Source organism: Streptomyces bluensis, assembly GCF_014650715.1.
GTDB lineage: Bacteria > Actinomycetota > Actinomycetes > Streptomycetales > Streptomycetaceae > Streptomyces > Streptomyces bluensis.
The window spans coordinates 1-13,334 of the sequence record NZ_BMVM01000023.1 but is presented as its reverse complement, the minus strand read 5'-3'; the positions used below and the strand labels follow the sequence as shown (position 1 = coordinate 13,334).

The 13,334-nt window shown below is 69.9% G+C and carries 10 protein-coding genes and 1 tRNA gene; 1 reads left to right on the top strand and 10 read right to left on the bottom strand.

Annotated features, from left to right (window positions below):
- Positions 1-37 precede the first annotated feature (37 nt).
- The 10 genes from prfA to IE262_RS34880 all read right to left on the bottom strand — a co-directional run bounded on the left by prfA (position 38) and on the right by IE262_RS34880 (position 12,744).
- The gene (prfA, locus tag IE262_RS34925) at positions 38-1,111 is read right to left on the bottom strand and encodes a peptide chain release factor 1 (RefSeq protein ID WP_134029896.1); all 1,074 of its coding nucleotides are present in this window, start codon (positions 1,109-1,111) and stop codon (positions 38-40) included.
- Positions 1,112-1,250: 139 nt separating this feature from the next.
- On the bottom strand, positions 1,251-1,472 hold the full coding sequence (gene rpmE / locus IE262_RS34920; protein ID WP_189879458.1) for a 50S ribosomal protein L31: 222 nt from the start codon (positions 1,470-1,472) through the stop codon (positions 1,251-1,253).
- Between the two features lie 297 nt (positions 1,473-1,769).
- A complete protein-coding gene (locus tag IE262_RS34915; RefSeq protein WP_189879456.1) occupies positions 1,770-2,891 on the bottom strand; it encodes an LCP family protein in 1,122 nt (373 codons plus the stop codon).
- 360 nt (positions 2,892-3,251) lie between these two features.
- Positions 3,252-5,258 carry a transcription termination factor Rho gene (gene rho / locus IE262_RS34910; RefSeq protein ID WP_189879454.1) on the bottom strand — a complete coding sequence of 669 codons (2,007 nt, stop codon included), beginning with the start codon at positions 5,256-5,258 and terminating at the stop codon, positions 3,252-3,254.
- 405 nt (positions 5,259-5,663) lie between these two features.
- Complete coding sequence (gene thrB, locus IE262_RS34905) at positions 5,664-6,581, bottom strand: homoserine kinase (protein ID WP_189879452.1); 918 nt, start codon at positions 6,579-6,581, stop codon at positions 5,664-5,666.
- A gap of 393 nt (positions 6,582-6,974) precedes the next feature.
- Positions 6,975-8,033 (bottom strand): threonine synthase, encoded by a 1,059-nt coding sequence (gene thrC, locus IE262_RS34900; protein ID WP_152862329.1) that lies wholly within the window; start codon positions 8,031-8,033, stop codon positions 6,975-6,977.
- A gap of 6 nt (positions 8,034-8,039) precedes the next feature.
- A complete protein-coding gene (locus tag IE262_RS34895) occupies positions 8,040-9,332 on the bottom strand; it encodes a homoserine dehydrogenase (protein WP_189879450.1) in 1,293 nt (430 codons plus the stop codon).
- 178 nt (positions 9,333-9,510) lie between these two features.
- A complete protein-coding gene (gene lysA / locus IE262_RS34890; RefSeq protein ID WP_189879448.1) occupies positions 9,511-10,902 on the bottom strand; it encodes a diaminopimelate decarboxylase in 1,392 nt (463 codons plus the stop codon).
- Positions 10,903-11,041: 139 nt separating this feature from the next.
- A complete protein-coding gene (gene nrtL / locus IE262_RS34885) occupies positions 11,042-12,043 on the bottom strand; it encodes an ArgS-related anticodon-binding protein NrtL (RefSeq protein ID WP_189879446.1) in 1,002 nt (333 codons plus the stop codon).
- Positions 12,044-12,234: 191 nt separating this feature from the next.
- Positions 12,235-12,744 carry a response regulator gene (locus IE262_RS34880; RefSeq protein ID WP_229877816.1) on the bottom strand — a complete coding sequence of 170 codons (510 nt, stop codon included), beginning with the start codon at positions 12,742-12,744 and terminating at the stop codon, positions 12,235-12,237.
- Positions 12,745-12,923: 179 nt separating this feature from the next.
- On the opposite strand from IE262_RS34880, the gene IE262_RS34875 reads away from it, so the two are divergent.
- A tRNA-Arg gene (locus tag IE262_RS34875) sits at positions 12,924-12,995 on the top strand.
- The last annotated feature ends 339 nt before the right edge of the window (positions 12,996-13,334 follow it).

Below are 13,334 nucleotides of genomic sequence, written 5' to 3'. Positions count from 1 at the left end.
TCCTCCGTCTGGTCCTCGTACGTGCCTCAAGGGGTCCTTACGCCGCTGCCAGCTTCGCGGCCGAGTCCGCGTCCACGCACGCCTGGATCACCGCGTCCAGGTCGCCGTCCAGGACCTGGTCCAGGTTGTACGCCTTGAAGCCGACGCGGTGGTCCGAGATGCGGTTCTCCGGGAAGTTGTACGTGCGGATCTTCTCGGAGCGGTCGACGGTACGGACCTGGCTGCGGCGGGCGTCGGCGGCCTCCTTCTCCGCCTCCTCCTGGGCCGCCGCGAGCAGCCTGGAGCGCAGGATACGCATCGCCTGCTCCTTGTTCTGCAACTGGCTCTTCTCGTTCTGGCAGGAGGCGACGACTCCGGTGGGCAGGTGCGTGATGCGCACCGCGGAGTCGGTGGTGTTGACGGACTGTCCGCCGGGGCCGGAGGACCGGTAGACGTCGATGCGAAGGTCGTTCGGGTTGATCTCGACGTCGATCTCCTCCGCCTCGGGCGTGACCAGCACACCGGCCGCGGAGGTGTGGATACGGCCCTGGGACTCGGTGGCGGGCACCCGCTGCACACGGTGCACCCCGCCCTCGTACTTCAGCCGCGCCCACACGCCCTGTCCGGGCTCGGGGGCCTGGCCGCCCTTGGTCTTCACGGCGACCTGGACGTCCTTGTAGCCGCCGAGTTCGGACTCGGTGGCGTCGATGATCTCGGTCTTCCATCCGGCGCGTTCGGCGTACCGCAGGTACATGCGCAGCAGGTCACCGGCGAACAGGGCGGACTCGTCGCCGCCCGCGCCCGCCTTGATCTCCAGGATGACGTCCTTGTCGTCGCTGGGGTCGCGCGGGATCAGCAGGAAGCGCAGCTTGTCCGTCAGCTCCTCGCGCAGCTTCTCCAGCTCCTTGACCTCGGAGGCGAAGTCCGGGTCGTCGGCGGCGAGTTCGCGCGCCGTGTCGATGTCGTCGTTGGTCGACTTCCAGAAGCGGTACGTGGCGATGATCGGGCTCAGCTCGGCGTAACGCTTGTTCAGCTTGCGCGCGGCCGCCTGGTCCGCGTGGACCGACGGATCGGCGAGCTTCTTCTCCAGGTCGGCGTGCTCGCCGACCAGTTCCTCGACCGCCTCGAACATCTCCGGCTCCCTGAACTGTCCCCCGCTCCCATCTTGAGCCCGGGGACGTGCGTACGACGAATAAGTGGGGCTGCTGCTACCGCAAAACGCCGGTCCCGGAGCCCCCGAAGGGGCACCAAGGACCGGCGCTGTGAGGTCGCTACTTCTTGGCAGCGGCAGCCTTGCCGAAGCGGGCCTCGAAGCGGGCCACGCGGCCACCGGTGTCGAGGATCTTCTGCTTGCCCGTGTAGAACGGGTGGCACTCGGAGCAGACGTCCGCACGGATCGCGCCGGTGGGGATGGTGCTACGGGTGGTGAACGACGCGCCACAGGTGCAGCTGACCTGCGTCTCGACGTACTCGGGGTGGATGTCGCGCTTCAAGGGTGTCTCCTAGTTTCGGGAGGGCGCCGGGTCGCTGCCGCGGGGTGCGGGGGCGTGAACCGGAGCCGACGGTCCAGTCTGCCAGGACTGGGTCCATACGCCCAAACCGGGGGTTGCCGCCGTGTATTCCCTTGCGGCTGGGATGGGGCGCCTCAGGGGGTGCCACGTTGTCACCGTGGGCGTGTGCGGGTTGTTTGTGGCTTGTCGCGCCCACGCGGCGGAGCCGCACATCGACACAGCCCCGCGCCCCTCAAAAGACCTGAACCTGGGTGTCCCCCACACAAGACCAGGCGCCCCTCAGGACGACTCCACCACGCCCTGCGCGCCGCCCGTCGCCGTGTCCTTTGTCGCCGACCTCGGGATCGGCCTGTCGGCCTTCAGGGCCTTCCATACGAGGTCGGCCTTGGGCTTGTCCATCAGGACACGGTTGGGGTCCGCGGGGTCGTACTGGACCGGCATCGTGACCATGGTCATCTGCGAGGCGGTGATGCCCTTGAGGCCGCTCGCGAAGGACGCCAGGTTCGTGACGGAGCCGAGCTCGGAGTCGGTGGTGACGGTGCGGGTGGCGGTGTCGGCGAGGTCGTACAGCCGCTTCGGGCTGGACAGGACGCCGATGTCCTTGACCTGCTTGACGAGAGCCTTGATGAACGCCTGCTGGAGCTGGATGCGGCCGAGGTCCGAGCCGTCGCCGACGCCGTGCCGGGTGCGGACGAGGCCGAGGGCCTGCCGGCCGTTCAGGGTGTGTGTGCCGGCCTTCAGACTCAGGCGGCTGTTGGGGTCGTCAATATTCCTGGTCGTGGTGATCTCGACACCGCCGAGCTCGTCGATGAGCTTCTGGAAGCCGGCGAAGTCGACCTCGACGTAGTGGTCCATGCGGATGCCGGTCATGGACTCGACGGTCTTCACCGCGCAGGCCGCGCCCCCGGTCGAGTACGCGGAGTTGAACATCACGTTCTGGGCGGCCGGACGGTTCGTGCCGTGGGTGTCGGTGCACTCGGGGCGCTCGACGAGGGTGTCACGGGGTATCGAGACCACGGCGGCCTTCTGGTGGCCCTCGTATACGTGCACGATCATCGCCGTGTCCGAGCGGGCGCTGCCGTCGTCGATGCCGCCGCCCAGCTTCTCGTTGCCGCCCGAGCGGCTGTCGGAGCCGAGGACGAGGATGTCCTGCGAGCCGTTGTCGACGTTCTGGGGCCGGTCGGTGCCGAGGGCCTGGTTGATGTCGACGCTCTTGATGTTGCCGTTGAGCTTGACGTACAGGTAACCGAAGCCGGTGCCGCCGAGTACGAGGATGCCCGCGGCGGTCCAGGCGGTGACCCGGAGCGCCTTGCTCCCCCTGCCCCTCGGCCCGCGGTGGCGGGGGCCCGTGGTGCCGGTCGTGTCCGGGGGGCCGGGTTCCGGCGTGATCTCGGCGGACATGTGCTCCTCGGTCCTCTTGCGGGTCGATTGCCCCCTGCTGTCAGGCTCGGGCCTGGTCTGCCCGGTCAGACGGCAGACCGGGAGAAAGGGTTGCACATGGAACTGTGCCCACCGCGTGGACGCGTCGGCACAGTGGGTGATCGGCCGTTCCGGTGAGGGCGGGCCCACCTGCGGTTTCACCCGAACAGGTCGTACTGGTCGTACGGGCCGTAAACCGGTACCGATCGAGATTCTTGTGGCCAACATCTCCCGCACAACGCCGCTGGGGGCGCCTCGCGACGAGGGCACCCCCAGTGGTTCGGTCCATTCGGTCCGTTCGGTTCCGTTCGGCCCGTTCGGTCCGTTCGGTCCGCGAAGCGATCAGTCGCCGTTGCCCGGCGTCGGCGTCGTCTTCTGGATCTGCATCAGGAACTCGACGTTCGACTTGGTCTGCTTCATCTTGTCGAGCAGCAGCTCGATCGCCTGCTGCTGGTCGAGCGCGTGCAGCACCCGGCGCAGCTTCCAGACGACGGCGAGCTCCTCGTTGCCGAGCAGGATCTCTTCCTTGCGCGTACCGGACGCGTCGACGTCCACCGCCGGGAAGATGCGCTTGTCGGCGAGCTTCCGGTCGAGCTTGAGCTCCATGTTGCCGGTGCCCTTGAACTCCTCGAAGATCACCTCGTCCATGCGGGACCCGGTGTCCACCAGGGCGGTGGCGAGGATGGTGAGCGAGCCGCCGTCCTCGATGTTGCGCGCCGCGCCGAAGAAGCGCTTCGGCGGGTACAGCGCGGTCGAGTCGACACCACCGGACAGGATGCGGCCGGAGGCGGGCGCGGCCAGGTTGTACGCACGGCCCAGACGGGTGATCGAGTCGAGCAGGACGACGACGTCGTGGCCCAGCTCCACCAGACGCTTGGCGCGCTCGATGGCGAGCTCGGCGACCGTGGTGTGGTCCTCGGCCGGGCGGTCGAAGGTCGAGGAGATGACCTCGCCCTTGACCGACCGCTGCATGTCGGTGACCTCTTCCGGACGCTCGTCGACGAGGACGACCATCAGGTGGCACTCGGGGTTGTTGTGCGTGATGGCGTTGGCGATCGCCTGCATGATCATGGTCTTGCCGGTCTTCGGCGGGGCCACGATCAGACCGCGCTGGCCCTTGCCGATGGGCGAGACGAGGTCGATGATGCGGGTGGTCAGGACACCAGGGTCCGTCTCCAGGCGCAGGCGGTCCTGCGGGTAAAGCGGCGTCAGCTTGTTGAACTCCGGGCGGCCACGGCCGTGTTCGGGCGCCATGCCGTTGACGGAGTCCAGGCGGACCAGCGCGTTGAACTTCTCGCGGCGCTCGCCCTCCTTCGGCTGACGGACCGCACCGGTGACGTGGTCGCCCTTGCGCAGGCCGTTCTTGCGGACCTGGGCGAGGGAGACGTACACGTCGTTCGGGCCCGGCAGGTAGCCCGAGGTGCGGATGAAGGCGTAGTTGTCGAGGATGTCCAGGATGCCCGCGACCGGGATCAGGACGTCGTCCTCGGCGAGCTGCGGCTCGGCGATGTCGTCGCGGCCACGGCGGCCACGGCGGTCGCGGTAGCGCCCGCGACGGCCCCGGCGGCCGCCCTCGAAGTCGTCCCCGTCCTCGTCGCCCCGCTGCTGACGGCTGCCGCCCTGCTGACCCTGCTGCTGGCCGCGCTGCTGCTGGCCGCCCTGCTGGTCGTCGCCCTTGCCGCGGCGGTCGCGGTCCCGGTCGCGGTCCCGGCCGCGCTCGCGGCGGTCACGGCGACCCTGACGGCCCTCGCCGCCCTGGTCACCGGCGTCGCCCTGCGGCTGCGCCTGGGCCGGGCTCTCGCCCTTCGGCTCGCTCTTGGCCTCGGCAGCGACCGTCTCGGGGCTGCCGGCTTCGGCGGTGGCGCGACGGCGGCGGCGCTCGGTGGGCGCGTCCTCGCTCGCCGGCTGCGGCTGGCCGGGGATCTCGATCTGCTGCTGGGCCACGGCCTGCTCGGCGGGCGCCTCGGCCGTGGCGGCCTTCGTGGCCTTCTCGGCCCTCTTGTCGGCGGGAGCCTCGGCCTCGGCGGAAGCGTTCTCGCCTGTACGCGCCTTCGAGGTGGCGCGGCGCCTCGGCTTGGTCTCGGTGGCTGCGTCGGCCTTCGCCGGGGCACCCCCGGCCGCCTGCGCCTCCTTGATGACCTCGATCAGCTGGCTCTTGCGCATCCGCGCGGTGCCCCTGATGCCGAGGCCGGATGCGACCTGCTGCAGCTCGGCCAGCACCATGCCCTCAAGGCCGGTACCGCGGCGCCGCCGGGAGCCGGCACCGCTGGCAGGCGCGGAGGCGTCCGTGGCGGGCGCGGCAGCGGTCTCCTCGACACGTGCGCCCATCAGATCGGTGGTGTCGCTCACGAAGGGTCCTTCCCTGGAGCGGACGTCGGCCTGTCTGGCTCGGCGACCGGTTGTGCTGTCCGGCTTCGGTCCTTGCTGTGTGGACCGTGCCGGGGCGGTGGTCCGCCAAAGGCGGCGGAGGTGATCTCTGATGATTCAGCGCTTCCCTGGGCCGTGGCACTGAGTGGCTGTGTCACACGGCTCGGTCACGCCGATTCCGGAGCGTGCTCGGCAGATCGCTCAGTGCCTGCGTACGACATACTGCGTGACGGACGAGACACGGTGCGATTTGGGAAGCTCCCGGAAGAAAAGTCGTCCCGGACGGGGACACGAAGCACCTCGCCATGGTGGGGTCGGGTGCAGACTTGAGGTTAACACTACCGGATCCAACAAACATTCCCCCTCTCGAAATCCGGCAACCGTGTGTCAGGTGGCAAGGGGGAGCACGCTCGCTCCCTGGGCGTCGAGCTCCAGCCGGTTGGCGGCCCAGCCCTCGCCGGCCAGGTGGGCCACCTTGTCGGCGCTGTCGCCGTCGGCCAGCGCGAGGACCGTCGGTCCGGCGCCGGAGATCACCGCGGGGACTCCATCAGCCCGCAGCCGCTCCACCAGGGCGGCGCTGTCCGGCATGGCCGGGGCGCGGTACTCCTGGTGCAGCCGGTCCTCGGTGGCGGGCAGCAGCAGCTCGGGGCGCCTGGTCAGCGCCTCGACGAGCAGGGCCGCACGGCCCGCGTTGGCGGCGGCGTCGACGTGCGGGACGGTGCGCGGGAGCAGTCCGCGGGCCGTCTCCGTCAGTACCGGCTTCCCCGGTACGAAAACCACCGGAACGATGGAATCGGCGGGCTCCATCCTGATGGCCCGCGCGGCGCCGCCCTCCATCCAGGAGAGCGTGAAGCCGCCCAGCAGACAGGCCGCGACGTTGTCCGGGTGCCCCTCGATCTCGGTGGCCAGTTCGAGCAGCGCGGTGTCGTCGAGCCGGGAGTCGCCGCCTATGGTCACGGCGCGCGCGGCGACGATGCCGGCGCAGATGGCCGCCGAGGAGGAACCGAGGCCGCGTCCGTGCGGGATGCGGTTGGCGCAGACGATTTCGAGGCCGCGGGGCTGTCCGCCGAGCAGGTCGAAGGCGGTACGCAGGGAGCGGACGAGGAGGTGACTCTCGTCACGTGGGAGGGTCTCGCTGCCCTCGCCCGCGATGTCGATGTGCAGGCCGGAGTCGGCCACCCGGACGACCACGTCGTCGTAGAGGCCCAGCGACAGGCCGAGGGCGTCGAAGCCCGGGCCGAGGTTGGCGCTGGTGGCGGGGACGCGCACCCGGACGGCGGCGGCGCGGAACGCTGGACCGGCCATCGCTCGATGACTCTCCTTGAGCTTGAGCTGCGAGTTTGTCGAAGGTCGAGGACACTCGATGCGTACGGAAGACCCTTGAGGCCGCTGTAGACGGGACCCGGGGATCACTGTCGACGACGCGGCACCGCGGCATATGCGGCGGGCGGGTTCGGTACAGCCTATCGAAGGAAGGTTCTGTGGCGACATAGGGCGCACGGGAGGCGCACGATGCGTGTCGTAAGCCCCCTGTGCCCCCCTTGTCGGGTGCCATGCGGGGTTATCCCCCGGGAGTGCCCGGGCGTGCCCTCACTTGCGCCAGAGCGTGGTGTCCTGCGCGGTTCCGCGCGGCGCACGGGCACCGTGCGCGGTCGCACGCGGGGAAGACGCTCTCCTTGGACCTTGGGGCCCGGCGTCCTACGCGAGGCCGAGGCGCTCGGCCGCCGTCGCCGCGTCCACGGGGACCGTGACCGGCTGGGGGGCGCCGGCGACCGCCCAGTCGGGGTCCTTGAGGCCGTTGCCGGTGACCGTGCACACGATGGTCTGGCCGGGGTCCACCTTGCCCTGCTCGGCGGCCTTCAGCAGACCGGCCACGGACGCGGCGGACGCGGGCTCAACGAAGACGCCTTCCTGGGCGGCCAACAGCCGGTAGGCGCGCAGGATCTCACGGTCCGTCACCTCGTCGATGAAACCGCCCGACTCGTCCCTGGCCGCCAGCGCGTACTGCCAGGACGCGGGGTTGCCGATACGGATCGCGGTGGCGATGGTCGACGGGTCCTTGACGACCTCGCCGCGCACGATCGGGGCGGAGCCGGAGGCCTGGAAACCCCACATGCGCGGGGTGCGCCCGGCGATCCCGTCGGCCGCGTACTCCTTGTAGCCCTTCCAGTAGGCCGTGATGTTGCCCGCGTTGCCCACCGGCAGCACATGGATGTCGGGAGCGTCGCCGAGCATGTCCACGATCTCGAACGCGGCCGTCTTCTGACCCTCGATACGCACCGGGTTGACCGAATTGACCAGTGCCACCGGGTAGTTGTCGGACAGTTCACGCGCGAGGGTGAGGCAGTCGTCGAAGTTGCCGTCGACCTGGAGGATCTTCGCGCCGTGCACGAGGGCCTGGCCCATCTTGCCGAGCGCGATCTTGCCCTGCGGGACGAGCACGGCGGACACCATCCGGGCCCGTACGGCGTACGCGGCGGCGGAGGCGGAGGTGTTGCCGGTCGACGCGCAGATGACGGCCTTCGCGCCCTCCTCCTTGGCCCGGGTGATGGCCATCGTCATCCCGCGGTCCTTGAAGGAACCGGTCGGGTTCGCGCCCTCCACCTTGAGATGAACGTCACAGCCCGTGCGCTCGGAGAGCACCTGCGCGGGCACGAGCGGCGTACCGCCCTCGCGGAGCGTCACGACCTGCGTGGTGTCGGAGACCGGCAGCCTGTCCCGGTACTCCTCGATGATTCCGCGCCACTGGTGGGTCATTGCTGGTTACTCTCCTTCAACCCGCATGATGCTGGCGACACCCCGCACGGTGTCGAGCTTGCGCAGCGCCTCGACGGTCCCGCCCAGGGCGGCGTCGGACGCGCGGTGGGTGACGACGACGAGAGAGGCCTCGCCGTCCTTGCCCTGCTGGCGCACCGTATCGATGGAGACACCGTGCTCAGCGAAAACGGTGGCGACCTGGGCGAGAACACCCGGTTTGTCGGCGACGTCGAGGCTGATGTGATAGCGCGTGACGACGTCACCCATGCCCGACACCGGAAGGGCGGCGTACGCGGACTCGCCGGGCCCGGTCGCGCCGTTGAGCCGGTTACGGCACACGGCGACCAGGTCCCCGAGCACGGCGGACGCGGTGGGGGCGCCGCCCGCGCCCGGCCCGTAGAACATGAGCTGCCCGGAGGCGTCCGACTCGACGAACACGGCGTTGTACGCGCCGCGCACGGAGGCGAGGGGGTGGGTGAGCGGAATCATGGCGGGGTGCACACGGGCGGTCACGGAGGCGCCGTCCTCGGCCCGCTCACAGATGGCGAGCAGTTTGATGGTGCAGCCCATCGCCTTGGCGGAGGCGAAGTCGGCGGCGGTGACCTCGGTCATGCCCTCGCGGTGGACGTCGTCGAGCCGTACGCGCGTGTGGAAGGCGATCCCGGCCAGGATGGCGGCCTTGGCGGCGGCGTCGAACCCCTCGACGTCGGCGGTGGGGTCGGCCTCGGCATACCCGAGCGCGGTGGCCTCGTCGAGGGCCTCCTGGTATCCGGCCCCCGTGCTGTCCATCTTGTCGAGGATGAAGTTGGTGGTGCCGTTGACGATCCCCAGCACCCGGTTGACCTTGTCGCCGGCGAGCGACTCGCGCAGCGGGCGGATCAGCGGGATGGCACCGGCGACGGCGGCCTCGTAGTAGAGGTCCGCGTCGTGGTCCTCGGCGGCGGCGTGCAGGGCGGCGCCGTCCTGGGCGAGCAGCGCCTTGTTGGCGGACACGACGGACGCGCCGTACTCGAAGGCGGTGGTGATGAGGGTGCGCGCGGGCTCGATGCCCCCGATCACCTCCACGACGACGTCGATGTCCCCGCGTTTGACGAGCGCGGTGGCGTCGGTGGTGACGAGCTCGGCGGGAATGCCCTCACGCACCTTGGAGGGCCGCCGTACCGCCACCCCGGCCAACTCCACCGGGGCGCCGATCCTGGCGGCGAGGTCGTCGGCGTGCGTCGTCATGATGCGCGCCACCTCTGAGCCGACAACCCCACAGCCCAGCAGCGCCACCTTCAGCGGACGCGTACGCATCATCCGACCTCGTTTCCTCACATACCGAATACGGTGGGACCAGTCTCACGCACCGGACGGGAGTTTCTGCCTCCCGTCCGGATCGTGAGACATTGATTTCATTTTCTTGGGGGGAGAAGACAGGAGATCTTCCACCCGGTCACGCGCAGGTCGTGCAGCTGGTTCAGCTCGTTCAGCTCGTTCAGCCGACATCGAGGCGCAGGAGGTCCTCCTCCGTCTCGCGGCGGACGATCACCCGGGCCTCACCCTCGTTGACGGCGACGACGGGCGGGCGGAGCGCGTGGTTGTAGTTGCTGGCCATGGAACGGCAGTACGCACCGGTCGCGGGCACAGCGATGAGGTCACCCGGTGCCAGGTCGGCGGGCAGGAACGCGTCCTTCACCACGATGTCCCCGCTCTCGCAGTGCTTGCCGACGACGCGGACGAGCATGGGCTCGGCGTCACTCGACCGGGAGACCAGGGCGACGCTGTACTCGGCGTCGTAGAGCGCGGTCCGGATGTTGTCGGACATGCCGCCGTCGACGGAGACGTACGTACGGAGCCCGTCGAGCGGCTTGATCGTGCCGACCTCGTAGAGCGTGAAGGCGGTCGGCCCGACGATCGCGCGCCCCGGCTCGACGGAGATACGGGGAGTGCGCAGCTGGGCCCGCTCGCACTCGCGGCTGACGATCTCGGTCAGCGCCTTGGCGATCTCGTGCGGCTCACGCGGATCGTCGTCACTCGTGTACGCGATACCGAGACCGCCACCGAGGTCGATCTCGGGAAGCTCGACGCCGTGCTCGTCCCGGACCGCCTTCAGCAGCCCGACCACGCGGTGAGCGGCGACTTCGAAGCCCGAGGTGTCGAAGATCTGCGACCCGATGTGGCTGTGGATGCCGATGAGTTCGAGCCCGTCGAGCTGAAGGGCACGCCGTACGGCCTCGGCGGCCTGCCCCCCGGCGAGCGGAATGCCGAACTTCTGGTCCTCGTGAGCGGTGGCGATGAACTCGTGCGTGTGCGCTTCCACTCCGACCGTGACGCGGATCTGCACCCGCTGCCGCGTCCCGAGCTCCTGGGCCACGTGCGCGACCCGCACGATCTCCTGGAAGGAGTCGAGCACGATCCGCCCGACACCGGCCTCGATGGCCGTACGGATCTCGGCCGTGGACTTGTTGTTGCCGTGGAAGGCGATGCGGTCGGCGGGCATGCCGGCGGAGAGCGCGGTGGTGAGCTCGCCCCCGGAACACACGTCAAGGTTCAGCCCCTCTTCGTGCAGCCAGCGCACGACGGCGCGGGAGAGGAATGCCTTGCCGGCGTAGAAGACATCGGCATCGTGCCCGAAGGCGGTACGCCAGGCCCGCGCCCGGGCCCGGAAGTCGGCCTCGTCGACGAAGTAGGCGGGCGTGCCGAACTCCTCGGCGAGTGTCTTGACGTCCATGCCGCCCACGGTGACGACACCGTCGGCGGCACGGCTGACGGTCTGTGCCCACACCTTGGGGTCGAGGGTGTTGAGGTCGGCGGGCGGGGCGGAGTAATGGCCCTCGGGGAGGACGTCGGCGTGACGGGGCCCTGCGGGATGTGCGGAACGGCTCATGGTGTGTCGGGGCTCTCTTGGCTCTCTTGGCTTTCTGAGCTCGCTGGGCTCTCCGAGCTCTCTTGGCTCTTCGGGCTCTCGGAGGTCTATTGGCTCTCGGAGGTCTCTGTGGGCGTACTCAGAGTGGTCGTGGGCGTACTCAGAGGTGGTCGGGTGCGTCGATGCCGAGCAGGGACAGGCCGCCGGCCAGCACCGTCCCGGCGGCTTCGGCGAGGGCCAGCCGGGCACGGTGGGCGGCCGAGGGTTTCTCCTCACCACGTGGAAGCACCGTGTTCTGGAAGGCGAGCAGGGCGTCGGCGACGGCGACGAGGTGCCGGGCCAGCCGGTCGGGGGCGCGGTGCGCGGCGGCGTGCGCGAGGGCCTGGGGGTATTCGGCCAGGGTGGTGACGACGTCTCGCGCCCCCGCGTCTCGTACGTCACCCGGGGTGCTGGTGAAGCCGAGGGCGGCGGCGTTGCGGTGGAGGGCTCGGGCGCGGGCATGGGCGTAACGGACCCGGAAGAGGGAGTTGCTCGCGCGCTGCACGAGGTGGTCGGCGGAGATCCGGGGCCGGTCGTGGGCGGCGGGGTACAGCAACGCCCACCGGGCAGCGTCGGGCCCCAGCGGTGCGGGGTCCTCCGGCGCCGGGACGGGCCGCAGGTTCACGGGCTCGGCGTGCTCGACCTCGACGCGGCCGCCTTGGCTACCGATGATCCGCACGAGGGCGTCGGCGACGACTTCGGCGCGGATGTCGTACGGGATGCGCAGGGTGACGACTTCGCCGAGGAGGCTGTCGCTGTGCCCGTACGCCTGCTGGAACCCAGGTTGCCCGCCGTGCTGGGCGCCTTGCTGGATGCTGCGTACGAGCGCCGTGGTCGCGGCCCCGTCGAGGTGGATGTTGAGGAAACCGGGCCCGGTGATCTCGACGTCGGAGACGCCTTCCGTACGGCTGATGTGCGGGCGCAGGATCTCGGCGACCTGCCGGGGCGGCCGCCCGGCGGGCCCGGCCAGCTGCAACGCGATGTTCGTCGCGTAGTCCCCCCGCCCACCGGGCCCCGGCGGCGTCACCACGGCCCGTGCCGGCACCGCCACGCTCAGCTCCCCCTCCTCCACCGCACGACGCACCGCGCGCAGCACGGTACGGGAGAGCTCGGCGGGGGTCACGGGACAAGCGTAGGGGAGGAGGGGGGTGGGTAGGCGAGCCGGTTTGGCGGAGGTCCGGGATGCGGACGGGAGGGAGGGGAGGAGTCCACGTACGGCACGGCGCAGGTCCGCGCCGCCGCGGTCCGGGGTTCATGCGAGGTGCGGCGTCGGCTGCGAGGTGCGGCATCGACCCGACTCACCGACCCATGGGCTCAGCCCGCGGTCCCACCGACAGACGTGGTCGTACCACCACCACCGATACCGAACTGGGAGTCGTCCTCGGAGCCGTCCTCGGGCCCGTCCACGTCCCCGCCACCACCACCGGCCTCGCCCCGCTGTCCCCCCGCGCGCCGCTCGATCAACTCCCGCACGATGCGCACGAGCTCAACGGGCTCGAACGGCTTCGCGAGAAAGACGTCGACACCGACACCGAGCCCGGCCTCGACCTCGTACTGGCTACAGGCGCTGACGATGGCGATGGGCAGGTTCCGGGTGCGGGGGTCGTTGCGGAGCTGAGCGGCGGTACGCAAGCCGTCGAGCCGGGGCATGACCACATCGAGGGTGATGACATCCGGCCGCACCTGGTGAACGACATCCAGACACTCGGCACCATCGGCCGCGGTCACCACCTCAAGCCCCTCCAGCTCAAGATTGACCCTGATCAGCTGCCGGATGACCTTGTTGTCGTCCACAACAAGCACCCGGCCGGACGCGCCTGGCACAACTTGAGAGTAGGTCGACACCCACCGCCGCGTCCGGGTTTTCCCCACTTCCACCCCGTCCGTGCGCACTCCCCCAGGTCAAACCCGCCCCGCCCAGCCCACCGGAAACCCGTTCCTGACCTCCCCTCCGAAGCTGGTAGGGTTCTACCCGTCGCCGCGCACACCGCGCCACCGACACCGCCCCCGTAGCTCAGGGGATAGAGCAACGGCCTCCGGAGCCGTGTGCGCAGGTTCGAATCCTGCCGGGGGCACTACGCCTCAACCAGCACAATCATGCGGTTGACCAGCGCAGATGCCCAACGTGAAGAGCGGGACCCAGTCTCACTGGGTCCCGCTCTTTCTCATTTTTGCGCACTGGTTGCGTGTGAGGGGCGTGTGGGCCACGCACAGAGGCCTACACGCCATTCGACCCCCACCCCCATGGTCTTTTCGATCTTCATGTTGTTCTCCTCCTCGCTGTCGTCGACGCCCCCCGTTATGTTCTTCGCGGTCCTGCAAGAGGGCCGCTGGCCTCCGGGCCCGGCATGACTGTTCCCCCCTGTCGAACGGATGACCTGGGGGGTGGTGCCACCGGGCCCGAGAGGCGCCGT